This window comes from Paenibacillus sp. J22FR5 (genome assembly GCF_059691975.1).
In genome coordinates, this window is record NZ_JCAUAN010000009.1 from 87,526 (window position 1) to 109,207 (window position 21,682).

The 21,682-nt window shown below is 40.8% G+C and carries 19 protein-coding genes; 3 read left to right on the forward strand and 16 right to left on the reverse strand.

The features are described 5' to 3' along the window. Positions 1–8 precede the first annotated feature (8 nt). The 15 genes from radC to AC58P7_RS14640 all read right to left on the reverse strand — a co-directional run bounded on the left by radC (position 9) and on the right by AC58P7_RS14640 (position 14,713). The gene (gene radC, locus AC58P7_RS14570; protein ID WP_497343941.1) at positions 9–683 is read right to left on the reverse strand and encodes a RadC family protein; all 675 of its coding nucleotides are present in this window, start codon (positions 681–683) and stop codon (positions 9–11) included. 295 nt (positions 684–978) lie between these two features. After that, positions 979–1,545: a hypothetical protein gene (locus tag AC58P7_RS14575; protein ID WP_497343943.1), complete on the reverse strand. Its 567-nt coding sequence runs from the start codon at positions 1,543–1,545 to the stop codon at positions 979–981. A gap of 5 nt (positions 1,546–1,550) precedes the next feature. After that, entirely contained in the window at positions 1,551–1,883 is a 333-nt protein-coding gene (locus AC58P7_RS14580; protein WP_497343945.1) for a hypothetical protein, read from the reverse strand. Positions 1,884–1,922: 39 nt separating this feature from the next. Then, on the reverse strand, positions 1,923–2,174 hold the full coding sequence (locus tag AC58P7_RS14585) for a hypothetical protein (RefSeq protein WP_497343947.1): 252 nt from the start codon (positions 2,172–2,174) through the stop codon (positions 1,923–1,925). A 206-nt stretch (positions 2,175–2,380) separates the two neighbouring features. Beyond that, positions 2,381–2,650, reverse strand: a complete 270-nt coding sequence (locus tag AC58P7_RS14590) for a YgiT-type zinc finger protein (RefSeq protein ID WP_497343948.1) — start codon at positions 2,648–2,650, stop codon at positions 2,381–2,383. Positions 2,651–2,833: 183 nt separating this feature from the next. After that, complete coding sequence (locus AC58P7_RS14595) at positions 2,834–3,208, reverse strand: DUF4258 domain-containing protein (protein WP_497343950.1); 375 nt, start codon at positions 3,206–3,208, stop codon at positions 2,834–2,836. Between the two features lie 580 nt (positions 3,209–3,788). Continuing rightward, a complete protein-coding gene (locus AC58P7_RS14600) occupies positions 3,789–4,184 on the reverse strand; it encodes a hypothetical protein (RefSeq protein WP_497343952.1) in 396 nt (131 codons plus the stop codon). 1 nt (position 4,185) lies between these two features. Continuing rightward, on the reverse strand, positions 4,186–5,970 hold the full coding sequence (locus tag AC58P7_RS14605; RefSeq protein WP_497343954.1) for a glucosaminidase domain-containing protein: 1,785 nt from the start codon (positions 5,968–5,970) through the stop codon (positions 4,186–4,188). 30 nt (positions 5,971–6,000) lie between these two features. Continuing rightward, entirely contained in the window at positions 6,001–8,673 is a 2,673-nt protein-coding gene (locus AC58P7_RS14610; protein ID WP_497343956.1) for a CD3337/EF1877 family mobilome membrane protein, read from the reverse strand. Continuing rightward, the gene (locus AC58P7_RS14615; RefSeq protein WP_497343957.1) at positions 8,633–11,296 is read right to left on the reverse strand and encodes an ATP-binding protein; all 2,664 of its coding nucleotides are present in this window, start codon (positions 11,294–11,296) and stop codon (positions 8,633–8,635) included. The genes AC58P7_RS14610 and AC58P7_RS14615 overlap by 41 nt, the downstream gene beginning before the upstream one ends. Positions 11,297–11,329: 33 nt before the next feature. Beyond that, entirely contained in the window at positions 11,330–11,737 is a 408-nt protein-coding gene (locus tag AC58P7_RS14620; protein ID WP_497343959.1) for a TcpE family conjugal transfer membrane protein, read from the reverse strand. Between the two features lies 1 nt (position 11,738). Next, positions 11,739–12,047 carry a hypothetical protein gene (locus AC58P7_RS14625; protein ID WP_497343961.1) on the reverse strand — a complete coding sequence of 103 codons (309 nt, stop codon included), beginning with the start codon at positions 12,045–12,047 and terminating at the stop codon, positions 11,739–11,741. A 24-nt stretch (positions 12,048–12,071) separates the two neighbouring features. Continuing rightward, on the reverse strand, positions 12,072–13,208 hold the full coding sequence (locus AC58P7_RS14630) for a conjugal transfer protein (RefSeq protein WP_497343963.1): 1,137 nt from the start codon (positions 13,206–13,208) through the stop codon (positions 12,072–12,074). 15 nt (positions 13,209–13,223) lie between these two features. Further along, entirely contained in the window at positions 13,224–13,601 is a 378-nt protein-coding gene (locus tag AC58P7_RS14635) for a hypothetical protein (protein WP_497343965.1), read from the reverse strand. Positions 13,602–13,735: 134 nt separating this feature from the next. Continuing rightward, complete coding sequence (locus AC58P7_RS14640) at positions 13,736–14,713, reverse strand: replication-relaxation family protein (RefSeq protein ID WP_497343967.1); 978 nt, start codon at positions 14,711–14,713, stop codon at positions 13,736–13,738. Positions 14,714–15,645: 932 nt separating this feature from the next. Between AC58P7_RS14640 and AC58P7_RS14645 the strand changes: the two genes are divergently transcribed. After that, positions 15,646–15,978: a hypothetical protein gene (locus AC58P7_RS14645; RefSeq protein WP_497343969.1), complete on the forward strand. Its 333-nt coding sequence runs from the start codon at positions 15,646–15,648 to the stop codon at positions 15,976–15,978. Between the two features lie 32 nt (positions 15,979–16,010). After that, entirely contained in the window at positions 16,011–17,300 is a 1,290-nt protein-coding gene (locus tag AC58P7_RS14650; RefSeq protein ID WP_497343971.1) for an FtsZ/tubulin family protein, read from the forward strand. A 201-nt stretch (positions 17,301–17,501) separates the two neighbouring features. Here the strand turns inward: AC58P7_RS14650 and AC58P7_RS14655 are convergent, their stop codons facing one another. Then, complete coding sequence (locus AC58P7_RS14655; protein ID WP_497343973.1) at positions 17,502–18,176, reverse strand: hypothetical protein; 675 nt, start codon at positions 18,174–18,176, stop codon at positions 17,502–17,504. A gap of 920 nt (positions 18,177–19,096) precedes the next feature. Here AC58P7_RS14655 and AC58P7_RS14660 point away from each other — a divergent pair. Further along, positions 19,097–21,682 (forward strand): type IV secretory system conjugative DNA transfer family protein, encoded by a 2,586-nt coding sequence (locus AC58P7_RS14660; RefSeq protein ID WP_497343974.1) that lies wholly within the window; start codon positions 19,097–19,099, stop codon positions 21,680–21,682.

Below are 21,682 nucleotides of genomic sequence, written 5' to 3' on the forward strand. Positions count from 1 at the left end.
CCCTGTTCTTACATGTATCCCTTTTCCTTCAAACTCAACATTTTCATTCCGCCGATAATCACATGATCAAGGACTGGTATGCCTAGAACCTCTCCTGCGTCAACTAATCGCTTCGTAAGAGAGATGTCTTCTGGGCTCGCATCCGTTATTCCACTGGGATGGTTATGAGCAAAAACAACGGATGCTGCGCCCCGACGTACAGACTGCTTGAACACTTCGCGGGGATGAACGACAGCAGCATTCAAAGAGCCGATAGAAATGGTTTCACGGCCAATGACAATGTTCTTCGTGTTGAGGTAAATCGTAACGAAGTGCTCACGGTCAAGAAACCTTAGATCTTCCACGACTTTTTGAATATCGGCAGGCGTGCGAATGACAATTCCCTCTTCAAAACCGACTCTACTAATGCGGCGAGCCGTTTCAAAGACAGCCATCAAGTGAAAGGATTGACGTTCATCCAATCCGAACAAGTGAGATAACTCAAATTCGGAAAGGGAAGCCAAGTATGGCAACCCTTTTTGGAGAACGTCATCCACCACAACGGACAGTTCTTTGTTCTTTACAAGAGGTTCGAGCAACAGGGTAAGTAGATCCCTATTGGATAAGTGGCGCGCATCGCACGTCGCATAATAGCTGCTCTTTACTTCATTCACTGCGAATTTGTTTAAGGTTGAAATGGACATTTTCTTATTACCTCCAGGTTTCTCGATTCATGTAACAACTGTCATGTGGAAAACATCGTTATTTAGAAAGTAATTTACCGATGACCGTACACTCTTTTAGAGCCTTACGGGATTCCTGCAGACGTTGTGCCTTGAAAATGAGTGCCTTATTGTTGTTGTTCATATTAGTTCGCCCATGCCTATAGTGCGGGGATCAGCCCCGTTGCACAAAAGCAGAGGGGCTACCTCCTCGTAAATTTTTTTTGTATGTATCCAGCTTAATTCGTATTACCCCAGCGTCTTGCGTTGCATATACCTATGCAGTTTCGAGATCAAATAAAATTTGGTCATCGGGTCGTTTAGTCCCCAACAGGTTCGATTTCAAATCATCAATCCAAAGTGAAAATCGGTGATGGTGAATCGGCTTCCTAATATCAGGCGCTTTGACTTCGTAATAGAAGTGATCCTGAAAAGGAAACACCGAGAAACGGTGCTGCTTCTCCACCTTCGTCCAAATTTTCGGAGTCGACTCCGTAAACCCATAAAGGGGACGAAACGAACTCTCATCAAAAGCAACCTGCATCCAAAAGACTGTCGTAGGAAATTGGTTGCTCAAGGTATAAAACCAAGAACTAAGCAATCTCTCTAAGCCTCCTTTATCGGTTGAACCTGATGGATGATACCAACGGATCCAAAACTGCGAACGCTCTCTCTCACTGATCTTTTCTCTAAATTCGATTTCGAACTTATGCTCACCAATGGAGCGGGACCAGATATGTTTCTTGGTTGTTGCCCGCATGTCACATTGCTGTTCCAACACGGGTACAATGGATGAAATATGCGCATCAGCGTGCCATTTGAAGGCGATAGAGCGTATCTTCACAGAACTCACGCTCCAATCCGGATACCTTGCGCGATGTATGCAGAGCCAGGGAGAATTCCCCGGTGTACACGGCCTGCTGCAAGGATCACAACATTGTCCAAATAAACACCATTCTCTCGCAGCTGACGATTGATGTTAGCCGTCCAAGCAAGAAGTTCATCTTTGGTCATTGTCATCACATTAACGGGCATTTCATCCGAGGGAGAAACGCCATTAGCTGTTAAGGAGTAAACAATGGAACCATGACGCTGCGCCATTTCCAAATTATCGTTAAAGCGTACTTCAAATCCCCCAAGATTCATTAAAAGACAAACTTGTTTTTGAATAGGTTTTTGCATACGTATTACCACCCTTATGTTATTTTTTTGTATTACCACCTAAGCCGTAACTGCGTATGTTCCGAGTTTAAGAGGAACTTGATGCTTGTTGAAAAGCTTCAAAAGCTCTTTTTCGAGAACATCCGCTACGTCTTCTTCAATATGTTTGCCACGGCTGCCTACGATAACTTGAAGCGGGTTGGTCTTCACTACGTCGAAAAATACGTAATTGTCCACTCCACCTAATTCAACGATAGCCATTCCGCCACAAACCAGGCTGTGATCCATTTTGATCGTTACCTTTTTTATCATTCCTATTACCTCCAGCGGGCATAAAAAAAGAAGACACCGTGTGGTATCTCCTCCATTATCCCAATATGTTGTATTGGATACGGAGTGGTCCCTTCGATAGGGCGATAAACTGATCGCATGCCAAATGGCTGGATTCAGTTAGTCACCTTCAAGAAGTAGAGCTCCGAAAATAACATGTTCGTATTACCCTGCTTAACACCTTCAGACTAAGTGATTGCTTTTGGAAGAAAATCTTGAAGCGTGAAATTCCGCTTAAGATCATTCAAGGAGACGTTGACTTGACCAATGATTTTCATCTTGGCCAGATGCCTTGCGTAACCAGCTACCATTGCGCCATCACCAATTAAAATCTGTTCATCACATTCACATTTTTGAACGGGAACATCGGTAACAACTAATGTGCCCCCATCAAATGGACGTTCTGTTGAAGTAGTCATTTGTATAATTTCTCCTTTACACCGGTCACAGTGAGACATACATACATCCCCTCCTATAACCTACATTTTATCATGGGTTTGATATTTCACAAAGCGTTGATCGAATTATCCAAAAACGAGCCTATCAATTAAAAACAGCCCTCCAAGGATATAAAACCAAGCCATAAATTTGAAATAACGTTCGGACGGCATAGCCATCCCCCTCTCCAATTTTTTTTCGTATTACCCCTGTGTTGGCACATATTTGCGGTATCTCTCGCGATCAACAGGGAATGCTGTCTTTACGATAAAACTGTTACCAGTCTTAATAAGGACACAAACCACAATATGATCACCCGATGCAGCAGGACCGACAATGACACGTTCTGGTTCTTGGTTGCGACCTCGCTCACCACTATCATAACCTTCAACGATTCGACCTTGAGCAATTGCCCAAACGATATCAAGTTCGTCGAAAGTACGATCAGGATACTCATCATTATGGTATCGATCACGCCAATAGTGCGGTGAGATAGTCGTAGTGTAACCATCCAGATTGTTGACACCTTTACGTATTTTCTCCAGTTCTTCGACCCAATACTTTTGTAAATGGTCCACTTCGTATTACCCTCCTTTGTTTTAGCTTAGTAAAAAGCAAAAAAGCCCTGAAAGTTAAAAAAGACCATAACCAAATAAAGATGGCATGTTCTTATCTACCTCAAGGCACTTATATATATAGGATTGTCTACTGACAAACCTGGCTCCCTCTCCGTCGAAATTATGGTAGCGGCGGAGAAAATGTTTGGTGAATCGGAATACTTTTATTATAAAGGAAAAAGATAGGGTGAGCAATAGGAACGAAACGAAAAGAGCCACACGAGTGGATTCTCGCGTGGCTCTTTATGCTTCCACCGTTTGATTTTTAAGGAATGTCTGCGGAATGTCAAAAAGGAGATGCTACAGCTCCTTGATTTTACTTTCGTTCCCTGACGGCCTTTTTTAGATCGTTTAAATATCTTATAACCCATCGAATTACAAAAAATAGAACAATAGCAAGTACAACCATCAAAACTAATGGACCATATGTATATATTTCAGTATTTGATGTAGCAGATGCTTCTGATAATAACAATGAAACCCCTCCTTACGATCGCTGTCCTGCGGCTCACGAGCAGTTCTGCCGCCAGGCCGTCCGCTTCTATTCAAAAAAATGATGAAGAGTCGAATATATCGGTGTCGTTGAATTTTTATCCTGGTGGATGACCAAACCTAGATCAATTAATGCATTTTGCTCACCGTGTATCGACTTTACATTCATCAAACGAAGGAGCAATTGATGAATGGGTTCGTCCGTGTCCCCGAAGCGATTCGCTTGAAAGAACATATCTTCGTGCCGATAGACCGTTGCCAAGGAGAACTTCGTTTGAAGGTCACCACTTAGACGTTCGGGTAGTAGCAAGGCTCGGAAGAGATCCGCATCCGTGATCGTAACTTCAGCCATTTCAAACCAATCTTTCACACCAGAGAAAGTAATTTCAAAGTTCATCATCATATAGGAATCAATAAATAAGTTCTCGATGAATTCTGCGTTCATATTAGTAGTTCCCCTTTATGTATTCAACTTTTGACACGACAACCGATTCAGCGCCACCGGATTCAAGTGTAACAGCAATAGCAGAAGGAATATCCTTGATTGCTATGTTAGGAGCTTCGGTATCAGTGCCTATATAATAGTTTAACACATTATTATAATTCACCAAATTTATTACTGGCTGATTTGTCATCGGATCCGTCAACGGATAGCTGTCCGTGTGTCCGTACCCGTCGCTATCCGTCCAATGAAATAACCTGTGCGCATAAGAGCCGTAAAGTTGGGAAATACCGAACACCAATGTGATTGTATCCCCCTCTCCCCCTCCGTTGATTCCCCCACCTATGAAGGCAACATCATCGAATGGTTGTCCGGTAACGGGATCTATCCCTCTATTCGCATCTAGACTAGCTAGGTTCTGGCTGCGGATGATCGATTTTAACTTATTCGCATATTGACTATCCGTTGCATACCCAGCTCGCTGGAGTTCATTAGCAAACGCATAAGGGTTGTTTTGTATAAGTGCTGTATGATACCGTCCATTGACGAGCAGGAAGTCAGAATGATCTGCAAAGGATTCTTCAGGATTGCTGTATGACCTGAATTTTGCGGTTATCGATACATTGACGCCACCGTACTCTTCGTTCGTGGTAGCTGTACAGGAAGGTCCCGAGTAATTTGCACTCGCTTTAATACCAAAAAAGTTATTACAAATGGTATGTGCCCCTTTACCTGATTCAAGCGCGGCTTGCGCTAACGTGATACTGGCAGGAATCCCGCTTCTCTGTTCTTCTCTTTGCGCAGCATATGCGTAATTTAGGAAGAATGGATCAGTGAGAGAACCTAAATCGCTCGGAACAGTGACAGGTCCATAATCAGGATCAGGAGCAGTTGGTGTATTACCCGTGTTCGGAATCGTCCCTAGTACGGAAGAATAACCATTGCCAAGTCCTTTAATGTAAATGGTACCTGTGGGATTAAACGCTGGGGGTGCGTTATCCATGTAGAGCCCACTAAGGTAAAGCATTTTCTTTGAGTGATATTCACCCTGCATTTCGGAGAAAGGAATTTTTTTCATCGCACTCAAAGCTGCTTCACTGGCTGCATCCGTAATTACGCTCATCAGATTAATGAAATTCTGTGGGTCAATCGGCTCTTCTCCTGTCGGTATCATTTCGAAATGGAGATGACTTCCTGTTGATCTACCCGTATTCCCTGAAAGACCAATTAGCTCCCCCATTTTAACGTGTTGACCAGGAGTTACAAATGCTTCACTGAGATGAAGATAACGTGTTGTTGATCCAACATCAGCATCTGAAGCAGCGATGGTGACGTAAATTCCTGCATTCTTCGTACTCTCGGAATCGGACGACTTTGGATAACTAACGATTTGTACGATACCATCAGATGACGCATTTACAGGTGTCCCTGTAGGTATTCCGATATCCATCCCAGTATGTATGCTTTTTTGCCCTGAAATGGGGTCAATACGTTCTCCGAATGGGTCAGTGATATGATCTTCTAAATTGCGAACATATATTTGAGGCGGTAAGATCTTATCGGAGATAAAGGATTCACTAGCAATTTGATTTGTCGTTGAAACAACAGCAGCAAGTAACATAAAAACTAGAATTATTAGTGCAATAATGCCTAGAGCACCGAGCACATAAGGATTTTTAAGAAGAGCGAGGGTCACCTTTTTGATAACCCTCTTTTTAATCTCATCCTTTATCCGTTGTTTCGCATACCCCTTTAAAGCTTCAAGGTTGGTATTAAGAGAAGCAAACAATGCCCTCCCTCCTTACTTAAACTAGTGAACCTAGTTTGAATTATTCTTTGCCTCACGGAGTTTTCTTGCCTTAGATGACTTACTAGCGACGTTATTCGCAATGTCCTTGTTTTTCGGATCTAAGACAGCTTGTTGACGATGTGTCGATCTGTTAATTCTTGTGATTTCTTGTTCCTCATTCAAATGATTACTAACTTTCGTAGAAACCTTATGTGTAAGGTCAACAAGCTTTTCGGTCTTCATCTCTGTATTGATCTCAATTTTCTCGCCGATGTTCATACGTTGAGTTGAACCCATCTTTGCAACAGATTCTTGCATTTTACTCTGCATATCGGTTGGCAAATTGATTTTTCCGATTGATGTTTTCATATTAACTTTCGGATTCACTTTCATGTCAATAGTTGACGTCCGATCTACAGAGGCATTCGGAAGATTCGGCATTGTCTTCATTAGGGAACTGGAATTAAGAGGACCCGAAGTATTCACTTTAGGTACATCTGGTTGTGAACCTCCCATAGGAGTCGGAGTTGCCCTTCTGAATGCTTCATTCGATTGCAATAGCTTCGATTTCTGATCCGCGAAAGCTGGACTCGATTCGAAATGATGTGTAATAGCTCTACGTTTCTGTTTACTCAACATTGCTTCGTTTATCTGAGAAGTATTATTTATTCCTGCTGATTTGAAGCGGCTATCCATGTCCTTTACAAAGTCAGTGTGTTTAACTGGTTCACCAGTCGCATTAGATGTTTGGAAGGCAGCTCCCCGCTCAGTCTTGTAACGATCCCAGAGATTGAGCATTGTGAAATCGGCAACAGAACTTTTCATTTTGCCATTGGAGTTTAGCGTTTTTGCACGACTTACCTGAGCTACAGCTTCTGGTTTACGATTAACCATATGAGAACCAGCTTGGCGTATCATATTCTCGTTGTTATACATCGTTGTCGCTGCTTGCTGATCATTCATATCATCCGTAATGCCACGATTAAGGATTGACTGCTTAACGCTGCCTCCGTCATCTTTAATAGACTTGAGACGGCCCTTCTCATCCTTCCACTCTTTGTCCATACCACGGAAAGGGTTCTTCGCGTTATTTCGCAGATTTTCATTTACACCTTTAACAAAAGGCGTATATTTAGCAGGCTCCCCTGTTTCAGATGCAATTTGATCAGAGGTATTTTTCTCTTGCTGATAGCGGAGCATCATGCTTGCAGAGGTTGCGTGGTTGAGATCGGTATCAGCTTTATTTAATGCACCTGGCTTAAATGTACTCGGCACACCCTCTGATTCTTTTTTGCTGAAAACACCCTTTGCTGCGCTGTATACTTTACGAGTAGCCATTCGCTTCGCCTCATCAACAATAGCTGATCCCGCCTTAGGTGCTTTCGGTAACACGCCGGCTACATTGGAGAATACGGAGCCCATTTCTTCTCGATATTTAAAGATGACGTATATCACGATAGCTTCAATCACAAGACCCGTAAACCAACCCGCTCCTGCTTTGACTGCTACGATATCAAACGTGAAGTGACCCATTACAAGCGACAAGTCGAGGAAGAACATTGTCATTACCGACATCCATCCAAGTCCCACGAGTTTAATGAATTGTCCGCGAACCACGGACAGTCCCGCTTGTCTTCCTGGTAACAGTGACGCAAGAAGGGTAACTCCCATCGTAGCAGCATGAATAAGGAATTTAATTTTAGTAAACATGAGAAAGACGGCCCAAAAACAGAAAAACCCAAGTATGATAAGTGCAAATATAAAGTTAATGATAATGAGTATAAATTGTTCTGGCATCCGATCTTTCGCAATCGCCGGATACGTTTTGACCATATTCTCCAGCAACTGCTTACGATTATCTGAGAATGGATCAGATTTAAGAATTGGATCAATCTTTTTGTTATCAATTGAAGGATCATCGAATTGCAGCATTTTGTATGGTCGCATTACAAATTCGTTCCATACTTCCTCTGAAATGACCGTGACACCCTTCTTGTTGTCAGCTTCGAGATTCGTTGCTCTCGCAAGACCTGCATACATCGTAGTGCCGAGTTCTTCTCCTGCTTGGTTAATAAATTTAAGGATAGGACCTGCCTGGGAGAAGAAAACGAGTGCTATGACAAGTGCGATCAAGAACGAAGTAAATGTTTGAATGGACTCGAGGAATCGAAGTCGTAACAATTGATACAATCCGACTATTAATACAATGGGGACAATAATACCAAACATGGTGCCCCATAGACTATTCCCGAGAAACCCATTACTCGTCCCTGTTAAATTCTGTAAGACTTCACCTACTGCATCAATGAGTTGATTCATAAAGCTAAATTCAAATGCTTCTCGTGCGATGAAGTTAAAGAATCGGGTAACTTGTGCTGTCCCAATAAATAGCAAACTCAACATATGGTCATATACCGTAGAAATACTATCATCCGCTTTGGCGCTGACCTGCCACATTTTACGATCCGGGTGGATCGTTTGGAATGCATAGTGTGATGGACTGTACATATTGTACAATGCAGTTGCAGGTGCATTTTTATCAGCTGGAATCATCTGATCCAGAGAATCTGCATAAATGGAGTGGACTGGGACGATGACGCCAACAATAAGGAATAGAACTAGTCCAATTGTTAGAAGAATCGTCCTTGTTCGACTGGACTTCTTAATCTTCGTCCTCATCAAGCTCATCATCTTGTTCGTCATCGTCGTCTTCCTCCTCCCCATCGAGGGCAGCAGACGCCTCCAAGTAACCTACAAACCCTTCAAGCGCTGAAAACTCATCTTCTTCATCGTCCGTTTTTGGAAGAATGGACTCTGCAGGTGGTCGCGTGTCGAAGCAATCGAATAGATGTTGGAATACGACATCAATACGTACAAGACCGACACGTCCGTAAATATCCTGCATAAGACATTGACCATTATCTAAGTTCTTGATCATATCTATATTGGACTGCGTATGCTCCATACCGTAGAACGATAATGTCTGCTTAATCTTATTTGTATCCGAATCCCTGAATGCGAATTTAACGCCGATATTACCCGCCAAGTCCCCTGCTACGTCAGTTGCGTTCTGTGTAACAATGATTGCACCGCCGTTTAAACTCCGTCCGGTACGGACAACCATATCAGCAAGAGCTTTACCCGCTTGTGTGCCAAGTAACGCCCACGCTTCATCCATAAGGACAAATTTGAATATGGATCGATCATGGTAAATGTACTTATGTGCGAAGCGGGCCATAGCGAACATCATAGCCACTGACATTTTTTCATCGAGTGAATAGTTTTCAGGTGATTTCTCTGGAGAAGGCATCTTCAAGTTCTGTACCTGAAGTATATTAAGCGCAAAATCCATTTGGATGGTTTTTTGTTGTCCTGTACCAAACAACAGTTTGGCAAAGGACAAGGTTTCAAAGCTTTGAAGAATCTCAGCTAACATGTACGCAGGAGGTCTTTCTTTCCCCATCTCATAAAGAACAGGAATACAAGCAGCTAAATATGGGCGTTCCATCGCTGCGACCTTATGTACTGCTTGGGAGATATAACTGTACTCTACGCGATCCGTTTTCGTAGAGGATAGGTAAGCCAAGATTTCAACGGCTGCTTCTTTAGCTGCCTCTCTATCTTCTAACATGACAAATGGATCTAATTTCCCCATATCTTCTTTGGAGGAGGATAACGTCGCCACTTGGATTTGACCTTCCAGTTCAGGCAACATGTCCGGCCAGGCCGATCTCTCGCCTTTTGGATCGAATATGAGTGTCTTACCACCGTTTACGGCATTCTGATAAGCAAGTAAATTGGCTAAAACAGATTTTCCACCTCCCAATGTACCAGTGTCCGTTATACTTGGACTTCGGTTGATTTGGCTGGCGTGACTAGGATCGAAGTAAACGGGATGGTCTAATGCGCCTGTGGTGCCTATATAAAGTCCTTTGCCATCGCCTAATTCTTGAGTTGCCCCAACCATTCCTGCAGCCAGCGTTTCGGGGGGTATTCGCTGAATGTAATCTGATACATACCTTGGAGAGCCTGGAATAAAGTCATTCAACAATAGCCATTGGTCACCGGCGGGTAATTCAATATGAATATTCCCGAAATCACGATAATGATCTTGAATGATCTTCACATTACTTTTTAACATATTGATGTCGGTATGGTATAAGCCGAAAGTGACATGTGTGATAAAAGTTGGGTTTTTGCGTTTCTTGTACTCGTCCTCAAGGTAAAGCGCTCTTTCCTGCTTCTCTTGTAGATCAAGCGGAATCGAGGCACCCGCTTCTAGTATGTTTTTAACTTGGCTCTCAATGTCCATCTTTTTGCGCCCAAGCTTCTTCAGGGCATCGCGGGCTTCAAGTACCTCTACCTTGATACTCATCTCTACTTGAAACGGAAGTGTTGCTGCACTATATAACCACTCACTTCCTGGCATCTCCATGGATTCAGGTAACTCCGAAAGTGTCAGGTATGCGTGGTAAACTTCTTTTTCTTCCCCATCATACGGCTGCGTGATCTTTATTCGTCGTGGATGAGAGGTATCAATATCACCTTCGGTAAGAGTCAATACTTGGCGCGGATCGTAGAAGATAGTATCAAACCCTCCACGGAATCCTTTTGTCTTCTTTGGAGACCAAGGTTCGTTTTCCACTGAACGAAGTACAGGTTCAGCAATACCCCACCAGTAATTACGCTTAATCAGCCACTCAATGGTAGCGCCAGTCCCTCTCATTACTTTTATCTTACGAGAAAGGCGATCAAAGATTTGTTTCTCTTTGATCATGTAGGAATGATATTCATGATCGAAAATCTCAGGTTCATTCATTCCGGATATATTTTCAATAAAGCGCTTAGGGTGAAGCAGCATTTTCTTAAACTCTGAATATAAAGTACTTACTTGCTCGACAAGATCCTTATCATCACTCTTAGGAAGGCATACGGCAATATAGGCTCGATAATCAGCATTGTTTCCACCACCGACATCGTTGTAGTTCTCATTTAAATAGTCTCGTAGGTTATTAATGTATTTCTTGCCCCACTTTTTAACTGGGCCTTTAAGACGTTGTCTCAAGAGTTCATGGTGTTTATCAATATCGTGAATCTTAGGAAGCCATAGGATGTGAAACTGATCCGTTAATAATGTTAGAAATGAAGTTTGCGAGATAAGACGATCAATCTTTTGTTGTTCGCTTAAATGGTCATATACGTATGAATCGATTTCATATAGTGCCCAGACTTCCCTGTTCTGTGTAAAGATAAGGTTTTGCTCAAAGTATGTAATAGGGAACTCCACTTGGACTTTGTTGATTTTTTTCTTTGTTGCTACGGCCAAAGGTACAAACCTCCTTATAAAAAAGGAGCGTGTCTATGCACGCTCTCTTGTTGTGTTGCGGTACACCACTTTAGTGCCATATCCGTAATGCTTGTTATGTTCGAATTTGCGGTACCTATGTAGTCGTTTAGGACGCATCCAGAAGAGGATCATAGCGTACAGCCATTTATGAGGCGCTTTACCATCCAACTTTTGTTTTGCAACAACCCATGTGATGAACCCTGGCAGGAATACATACTTCCACGCACCCGGAAGGAAGAAAAGAAGTGTTTTCCCAAGAATAATAAAAAGCAGCTCTGTCACACAAAAGATGGCAACAACTCTGAGATTCGTCGGGAATGGAAGTTTTTTTCCTTCCAGCGCGTAAATGACCCAATCCAATGTCCATATCTTCGAATAATTAGAAACGGTCATTCTCGGAGATTCTTTATGATCACTCATATTAATTCATGAAGTAATCATAGAATTTTTTGGCAATTTTACCAACTAGATCCGACTGGGTAAAAATGGAAATAATAAGAGCTGCTGCGATGAATCCAATCATTTTAAACCAATCACGCTTAACGAGGAAGAAGATACCTACAGCAAGTAAAATCAAAGTGAACCAAGTTTTTAAATCAGATGTTAGTGAATTAGCAAGATTACCCAGAGGGCTTGCATACGCACTAGATACGGTAAACAATGAGATGACGGATAAAATACCAACGTTTTTAAGTACATTTTTTTTAAAAGAACTAAGTTTCAGTTTCATTTAATAATCTCCTTCGATTTTCGGCTATTTTGTTGCTGTTGCAGAGGGTGTAGGAGTCGACGTATTCTTAATCGCATCCTGTGTGGTCGTGGAAGCTTTGCCTTCATTCGAAGATGCTTCCTCCGTACCTAGAGGTTTATTGTCGATAGATGTGACGTATAAACGACCATCTTTCTCTAAAGCTTTTAAGCTCCATACGTTGTTGAATTTCTCACCTAACGCATTCTTCACTGTCACAATGACATTCATTTGGATAGGAGAAGTTTTGGACTCCTTATTGGAGAACATATCGACGCTTTCCACTTTCTCAAGAATAAATCCTGATGATGAAATGTGTTTAGGTGATGACTCTGGATCTACAAAGAAGTATTTCAGTTGATTAACATTACCTTCATACCATGCTCGTAGGAATCCCTCGGATAGATCTTTACCCTTATTAACTATTGCCTCATCAGTAATTGCACTACCCAGCGTTTTATCCTTTTCGGGTTCACCCTTTAATTGTTCACCAACAAAACGAGGATAAGATTCAATCACGTGCCCATCAGGCGATGAACTTACTGGGATAACCATGTAAAACTTATTGATGGTATTGGCCGTTGGAGTCGTAGAAGGCGATGTTTTAGAATCGGTACCTACACCTAGTACTGGAGCGGGAATATATTCACGCCGGACGAGCACGGTCACATCTACTCGCGTGTCACTAATTTTTTTGCTGTCGTAGATTTCCGTCGATAGCACTCGGGATGAACCTTTAAGTTCACTCGTTTTTAAACCTGCATCACCATCAATATGACTAACGAAGCGGGACACTCGTTTTCCATGACTTCCCAGGTCCGTGATATCCCAAGAGAAGTATTCATTTGCAAAGTCTAGTGCGAAACCTTTTATTGAGTCATCAATCGAAGGATTCGTCTGGATGCCATAATTGTTAACCTGAGAAATTACCCGATCACCTCGAATAGTCGCGGTACAACCTTTCAGAACAATTGCTGCCGCTATAATCCAAAAGATAACCCTTATCGCCTTTTTGCCCGCCATTCCACGCGGCGCGCTAGGTTTTATAGATTTATCGCTTTTCTGGTTATGTTGCTTTGGTTCTTCCTCTGCAGTTACTGTCGTCTCTGCATTTTTCTTTTTGCTATTTTTGCCAAAACCCAACTGGTACTCACCTACCTACTTTTGCTGTTTCTTACTACTTGGTAGCAATATGCCAATCACTACACATATAAACACGAGCAAAATGATTGCGTATTTCGTATCAAATCCCAAAAACCACTTATAGCTCCCCGATAAGAGATTCTTCGCCCCTGGAACACCATTAACGATTTCGCCACCGACATCATCAATCAATCCAACGATTTTCTTGTGTTGATCGTCCATCTCTTTAGGTTCTTCGGGAACTTCCGAAGTTGATGGATTCACAACCACCTGTTTCGGCGGGTCTGATGAAGGCATCTCTTTATGTCCCGGACTCCGAATCAGCAATACCGATGTAATCAGAATAAGAATGATACCAACGCTGACTAAAACGATTTTTCTATTTCTATTCAAACCCTCACCCCCCTCCATTCATGTATATTGATATATTAACTAACATATATAATAACACACATATATGTATAGTGATATACATGAATGAGAGTTTGTCCATCTATTGATTTCCCATAATAATGATATTTTTTACTTTATGTGTCTAGGTCCCCTAGACCTGCGATAATGTCGCCAATATTTCTGCCTGTTAGTACGCGATTCTTTTTACCAAACACACGTTCTGCGGCGTTGCTAATGTTCTCGAAGCGTGTATTGTATATTGCCTCTGGGATAATAAAAGCGATGATCCCGCTTCGGATGATGGGATTAGATGATAACTTGATTACATCACGGTAGCGCTCGAGTTTCTTTTCGATGGAAACCTGCCCGGATGCAAATGGTGATCGTTGTACGGGTTCTGTGGAACGGTCAAGTTCAATATAGAACGCCTGTTCGCCGATGGTGAATATGGCATCTGGACGGATCGTCAATGTATTATTGTCGCTATAGACGGACTCAGAAGGATACCAGTCCCAATCAAAGAATTGCCTGTACTCCGGAAACTTAACCATCCAGTTATACCTAAGATCGAGATAAACTTTACCAAGCTCCCAATAATGCTTCTTCTTCGCTCTCTCCATATCAACTTCATGTTTCGATAACCGAGACTCTTCTGGAACTTCCAACCTCTTCTCAACAATTCGTAGACCGCGGCCACTCAGATAATACCAAGACTCTCCTGCGACTCTTTCCCGCTTATTTGACGGACGATCAAGTTCATCTGGAAGGGCATAATTCGCTTCAACAATATCACGCTGCTTAAACTTTGTTATCGTTCTTCGGGCTTTCAAAACTGCTCGTTTTCTATTCTTCTCTTCAATGGCCAACCTTTCAACGGAATCCATTGTAAGATATTCCTCATAGTACATTTCTGGACTATCTAAAAAATAGGTATCAACGAGAACACTTTGAGACATACATCTGCATTTATATAGATCAACTAGGAACCTCCATTCTCTTTCCGAAAGCTGATCAATTGTATCACCGATCGAATAATCTTCACTTCTTCTCTTCCGTCTTGGTAAGTCATTATCTGGTACTTCTTTTGGATCCTGAATTTCAAAATTGGACATAGTTATAACATCCACCTTTCTGAGCCCATGATTGGGTCCGGGTTGATTTAAATGAGAATGACCGAAATTCGTATTAGTCGGGAATTCGAGCGCGGACGAATACGTTGGTGTATCAGGACTTTCAGGTAAATGTTGCTCTTTATCCTAATCAATGCTTAAACAGATGCTATCATAGATAGTTTCATGTATGGATGAACAATAGAAATTCAATAGAAACACAGATGGATGAACAAGCATGACCAGATAAGAATTGAACTGAAATAACAATGGATGAACAAAGATAAATCATTACGATGGCACGAATAACAATGATAGATGAACAGCATGCTCAAAAAAAATAACTTGCACTTTTACACCAAGAATCCTCCCCTCTCTCCAAGCAATTTAGTACAAAAAATTAACCGAAACGTGTAAAGCCATAGTTCCAAGTTTGAACCAAATTATATTACAAGTAATGGTTAACAGACAACGAGTAAAAACTTCGAATCCTATTTCTACCTACAGGTAGTGATTAATCATCAGCAAGTATGTGGTTCACCATATCATCATACACGGATCACCTGTGAACCATATCTTATCCATCATAAAGGTTAGAATTTAAGCATATTTCCTCTTTTAAGTGATCTACCCTCCCATACCCTATATGTAATCTTGGGGATTTCGTATATGGAGCGACCAGGCATCTACTCGAAAGCTGTATGCATTCCTATAGGATACTCCATCGAACAGAAAGAAACACATCAATTAATATTGAATCGATTCGATTAGATTCAATAAAATGGAGTATTGCATCAATAGGCAGATGTCTAGAAAGTCCAACAACATAAAGGGAATATATCCGGAGCAGCACTACAATATGGACTTGCTTTCAGTTCTATCATAATGTAAGATTTGATTACTGATGCATTAACTGAATCGATTCGATGCAATAATTGCAGAAAGGAGATTGTCCTATCTTAAGTCGTGAACAGATTTTAAAGACACTAAGTGACCGTCTCGGTAATGGTAAGTGGGCACTTGCTATTCTTAAGTCAGAGAATCGTCCACTTAACAAAGAATTACTGGGGGAATTAGTAAATGATTTATTTCAACGTCAATCCAGTGAAAACAAAAAACTTTTAGGATCGCGACACATGTTGGATGAAATGGCAGCACGCTTAGAGGGTGCTGGATTAGTTGACGTAAGCGAGATGGGACGTGCACGGTTATATACCGTATCCCCTCTTGGTGACGAAGTAATTCAATACATACAATCAAAAAAATAAAAAAATCCAATTTATGAACGGAGCTGCGGAAAATGAGAAATGTGTTAACACGTAATGATTTGGACCTTAGCTTAAAATATGGTTTCCTTGGTTTGGGTATGGGCGGGTGTTCGATCGCATATGAGAGTGCAACAATTAGAACCCAAATTACTAATAATCACAATCCCTATACTGCTCTTCTGATTAATACAAATGAAATAGACCTTCGTAAATTCCAAGAACATAGCAATGTACGCAAATTCCAGTTACAAGGGTTTGAAAAAGGTGCCGGCAGAGACATTGCGATCGGAGAAGAAGCTTTTAAAAAGAACAAAGACGCTATCCAAAGAGAAGCTACAAGTTACTTTGCAGACAGAGATTTCATTTGGGTGACGGGCGGTCTTGGAGGTGGTACAGGAACAGGCAGTATTCTAGAGGCTATTCGCATGTTATATGCAAATGGATATAAAGATCGCTGCGGATTAATGATTACTCTGCCGCGGGACAATGAAGGATCTACAGTAATCGAAAATGCACTTGATCGATTAAAAATGCTTGCACAAGCTATGAAAAATCTAGGGTGTATATTGGTTGTAGATAATCAGAAACTCTACGATGATCTGATCAAGGAACAGCCAAATGCGAGCATTTCGGAGTACCTAGATTACAGCAACAAGTATATTGCAAATGCTCTACATGAGATTAATGTTGTAACTGCAAGTTTTAATCCGATTGCTGGATATCATTTTGACAGCTCAGAACTATTGAACACATTGAAATCACCAGGATTAATATCAATTAGTAAACTGGAGTTTGCAACTGGGGCAATTGATACATCTAATCAGGGGACCTTTCTTCCTGCATTTAGAAGGAGCATTGAAAATGGAACTCTTTCTAATGGTTACAACTTAAGCAAATCTAGCAAAATTTCTGTAAGTATGGTTGCTTCTCCAGGTGTCGCCAAGAGAATATTTTCAATGTCATTCATTAACTCAATCGAGAGTACAATTGAAAATTTATCACCTATGGCGAAGGAAAAGCCTGTTGCTGCGTATGAAGATCCAAAAGGTGAAGACATTTCAATTTATACAATAGTCTCCGGCCTCGGTCTTCCTGAAAGAGTGCAAACTCTAGTAGCAAAAGCAAAAGAAGCTCAAGAGAAATCAGATGATATTTTCGGACAGGAAGATTCTGCATTATCAGCTTTAACGGGTTTTGCTAGAAAAAAACAAGATAGCAATGCATCCTCAAATAGTGATGATCCCTTCGCTCAGAATGAAACGAAAGAAAAAGAAGCTAATAACAATTCAGGCTTTGATCCATTCAGCATTATAAATAAGTAGGAATAACAAAAAGAACTTTTTCCTGTTTGTAATGAACGGGACAAAGTTCTTTTTTATATTGAATCTTATAGATGCAGTTACTGATTCAATTATTGCATCAATAACCGATGCGTTATTAATTTGTAAACTAAGGGTTCAGGTCCCTCTTATTCTCCGCTTCTACTCCCATCCCCCACTTATAGGATCGTCGTAGACAAAAGATCATACGCCATATTCTTCTTTCAGTGCTTTTTCGATGTTATCACGGATGTACGACCTAATAAATGCTTCACGATCAGCCCAATTTTCTTCTTTTTTGAACCAACCGATTTTTCTCAAGCGCACTTCTTCTGGCTTGGAATTCCATTCAACTAACGCTTTATCTTCAAGTTTTTTTTCAACTTTGATTTTAGTTAATGCTTCAGAAACTTTTTCGTTGTGAAGTTCTTCCGGTGTTTTAGGCGCGGGCAACAACTTTTTTATATCTTCTTCCATTTGTGCAGCCGCTGCGTTTGTTGCGAGCTTCAGAATTTTCTCAGTCGCATCTTTAAGTTTCTCTTCTAAAAGTGCTTCAAATCTCTTCTCCATGCTTTTTCGCATCGTATCTATGTCTAATAAAGGATTCGCACTATCCCAATCATCGGGGAATTTTCGCAAATCATAAACATCTGGCAATTGTTCAAATATTATTGATAATGCAAAACCTTCATCCCTGCGTTCTTTGATATACTTTCCTATTTCTAAATCAATCTCGTCATAAACTTTGTCTCCAGCTACACGGTTCACATAGTGAATTCCCTTATCCTCCAGCTGAACAAACCACTTGTCGACAGTGTTATAATGCTTGTCTATCAATTTGGCGAATTCCGTGATTTTCCACGCCTTTTCAATATTCAACTGACATTCCCCTCCCCTACCTGTACGTATTTCCCCCGGTTTCATCACTTGTGATCATTCACATGTCTATCACTCACCATATATGATACACAATAAAGGATAAGACGTCACGTTTTTGTTTGTGTGAATCACAAGTAGAACAATGCTGATTAACAGTATGTTTCCTCTCAGTCACATGTGGCCCGTTGATGATTAACAGTATGTTTCCTCTCAGTCACATGTGGCCCGTTGATGATTAACAAGGTGTTACGGTGTGAGTACAACCGTGATGTGTGAGTCACAAGTGCAGTGATGATGATTAATAAACGATAAGAAATTAGTCACAAGTAGATCACCAAGGATTAACCAATTATGGTTTGTAAGACATCAGTGTATCATCAGGGGTTAACCAATACGGCATGTGAGTCACAATTATATCATTAAGGATTAACCGATTGTAGTATGTAGTTCACGAGTGTGTCATTAAGGATTAACTAACTGTAGTGTGTAAGTCACAAGTGTGTCATTAAGGATTAACTGACTGTGGTTTGTAAGTCACAAGTGTGTCATTAAGGATTAACTGACTGTGGTTTGTAAGTCACAAGTGTGTCATTAAGGATTAACTGACTGTGGTTTGTAAGTCACAAGTGTGTCAATAGGGATTAACTGTTTGTGGTATGTAAGTCACAAGTTTATCATTAGGGATTAACTGTTTGTTCTATGTAAGTCATAAGTGAAGAAGTGAGCGACGATCCAGTGCTGGGAGATTAAAGAATATTCTAGATAAGCAGAGTATATGAAAGGAGAATCCGCAAAATCATAAGAGAAAGAGGAAGTTGAATGGGTATTAATGAGATCTTACTGACATTTCTCTCAACCTAATATATATTTATATTAGTAATTCAATATACTAACTAATATACATGAATGGAGTTGTTAGATTGAAGTTTCTAGGAATGATACTCGGAGGCATATTTTCAGCTCTTGGTCACGCATTTGCATTCATTTTTAAAAACATTTACATTGGAATTCGGCGATTCTCAATGGATCCGGCTAATAAAAATGCAATGTGGAACATCCAAGCATTCACGGTGCTAACTTTATTATTGGTTATATTTTTATGGTTAGTGGGGAAGTACCAGGATCAATATTATGGATTAACTGGTCCGGTGTTTTACCGAGCAATTCCGCTTCTTATCCCATGCTTTATAGGCCACATCATTTATTCATGTCCGGCGCTATTTAAAAACCAATACGCAAAACCTGCTATTCAGACGTTTTTAAACGCATTTAGCGTATTAGCCTTAGGGCAGATTATTATGAGATTCTGTTCCTTTGGAATTGGTACATCTATAACTCTGGTACTTTTAATAGGCGTAGTTTTTGCTACTTTACACTACACCATGAATCTTAGTTCAAAGAAAACAGTTTTTCATAAACTAACTACGCTTGTAGAACAGGCAGAGGCTAATGAAAATGGAAGGAAGTCTAGTTCAATTGAGAAGGGGCACACAGCAAAGGAGATATCTGAGGAAATTGAAGGTATCGACCTTTCAAAAAAAGGATGCTTGAGCCACCTGCGCTATTATTCGGAAGATTGTAATTTGGATTTATTTCATACGATTCCTACTAAAGAACGTCAAAGTCAATTAATGTCTTTGAATAGATCAGATCGTGCTCAACACGGCCAAGTAATAGGTGGTACTGGTGCGGGTAAAACTCTATTGATAACTAACTTTGTAACTCAAGATATCCTTAATGATTATATGGGGTCTACGATTATTGAACCCAAAGGATCTTTTATTAGACGTTTAGCGAACTTTTTGGATAGAACCGGCAGGAAATACTATAGACTTGATCCTGAGTACGCTCAGTCTGATTCGCTTAATCCGCTTTTTGTTCCTGAAGGTAGTGATATCGAACCGATGATAGAAGCGAATGTTTCTGCATTCCATGGATATCTTGGTCCTGATGCAGTCCAGTTCTTCAAAAGTAGATCAACGAATCTATTTCGGGTAGCAATTAAAGCATTGAAATTGGCTTATGGTAACGATGTGACTTATATGGAACTGAATAGATTGATTCAGCCTATTGGTGATGATTATCGCGTTGAGGTACTATCGGAACTAAGAATGAAGGGGAAAGAGAATCAAGTTCCTTTATTGTTGGAATACACTAGAAACATGGCTGGCACACCAACGATGCAAGAGAAGACTATGACTTTGTACTCAAATATTTATGATTATCTAACTGAATTAACCGACAGTAAATACATTCAGCGAATCTTCTGTCAACCATCCACCTTTAATATTGATGATGCATTGGAAAATGGGGATGTTGTACTAGTGAATGGGGCTTACGGGACACTACAAACCCTTACATACACTGTTGGTCGTCTATATATTAATCTATTACGCGCAAGCACGTTTAGACGCAAACTTGAGGAAGGTAAAAAGCCTAGAGCTCATCAAGTAACGGTCGATGAAATTGAAATGTTTGCTGATGAAGAATTCTCAACTTTCCTAGAAATGGCTCGGGAGTTTGAGGTGTTCGTAAATGTAATCCATCAAGGAAACGAGCAGCTTGAAGATGTAAGTAAGCGACTTGGAGCAATGGTGAAACAGAATGCTGTTCAAAAATTCATTCTGGCCGGCTTAGGTAATGAAGATGCTCAATACTTTGCGGATATGTTTGGTGAGGAGTATATGATTGGTTTGAGTTCAGGTACGGATGAAATGTCCACTGAAGGTTTTAAAACTCAAATTAAAGAAGAAAAACGGTATACAGTAATGCCTTCTAAAATATTAAAACTAAAAGGATTTAACCCTGAAACCTTTGAACCAGGGGAATGTCTATTCCGTGGTGTACATAACAACCTTCGCCTAGATCCTGTAATTGGACTTATACATCCGTTGCCTAGGAAGTTGTTTAGTGCATTAGCCGTCTCCAGCAATTCTGATGAAGATATTCTAACTCTTGACATCACAAAGACAGCAGTTATTACTGAGAAAGAAATTGCCGAAGATAAAGGGACAACAAAAGCGAGTAGCGATAAAGAGAGTTTGCTAAACAAAATTAAAAAGCAAGCACAGGAGAAGAAGGGAGAAGTTGAGAAGGGTACAACAACTTTCAATCAAGTAGATGGGAAAGGAATAGATTCTAACCGTGAGACAGTAACGAAGGGATCTTCCGGGAATAGCGATTCTTCAAGATCAACCAAAATCAGAAATTCTACTTGGGACGCCGATACGGAAGAGGAGGGAGGTCTCACTTCCGAGGAAATGGTTGTTGTAGCGGTGAGAGATAGTAAGGTCGAAGCTAAGGAAATAACTCCTGTACCAGAGGACACGTCCACAAAAACTGAATATATTGACGAAGTAATACCTGCAGAAGAAGTGCATACAGTAGGCAGCAAGTCATATGCTCAAGCTAATGTAACGAGTTCGGCAGCCTTGAAGCTTTCTGAAAAAATTAAAAAAGAAACAAATGAAATAAGACAAAATAAAGGGACTAACGAAACGGAGTAA

Excerpts from the sequence above, each read along its gene's own strand:
- radC (WP_497343941.1), bottom strand. The coding sequence starts at position 683 with ATGTCCATTTCAACCTTAAACAAATTCGCAGTGAATGAAGTAAAGAGC.
- AC58P7_RS14580 (WP_497343945.1), bottom strand. The coding sequence starts at position 1,883 with ATGCAAAAACCTATTCAAAAACAAGTTTGTCTTTTAATGAATCTTGGG.
- AC58P7_RS14585 (WP_497343947.1), bottom strand. The coding sequence starts at position 2,174 with ATGATAAAAAAGGTAACGATCAAAATGGATCACAGCCTGGTTTGTGGC.
- AC58P7_RS14590 (WP_497343948.1), bottom strand. The coding sequence starts at position 2,650 with ATGTCTCACTGTGACCGGTGTAAAGGAGAAATTATACAAATGACTACT.
- AC58P7_RS14600 (WP_497343952.1), bottom strand. The coding sequence starts at position 4,184 with ATGAACGCAGAATTCATCGAGAACTTATTTATTGATTCCTATATGATG.
- AC58P7_RS14610 (WP_497343956.1), bottom strand. The coding sequence starts at position 8,673 with ATGACGAACAAGATGATGAGCTTGATGAGGACGAAGATTAAGAAGTCC.
- AC58P7_RS14620 (WP_497343959.1), bottom strand. The coding sequence starts at position 11,737 with ATGAGTGATCATAAAGAATCTCCGAGAATGACCGTTTCTAATTATTCG.
- AC58P7_RS14625 (WP_497343961.1), bottom strand. The coding sequence starts at position 12,047 with ATGAAACTGAAACTTAGTTCTTTTAAAAAAAATGTACTTAAAAACGTT.
- AC58P7_RS14640 (WP_497343967.1), bottom strand. The coding sequence starts at position 14,713 with ATGTCCAATTTTGAAATTCAGGATCCAAAAGAAGTACCAGATAATGAC.
- AC58P7_RS14650 (WP_497343971.1), top strand. The coding sequence starts at position 16,011 with ATGAGAAATGTGTTAACACGTAATGATTTGGACCTTAGCTTAAAATAT.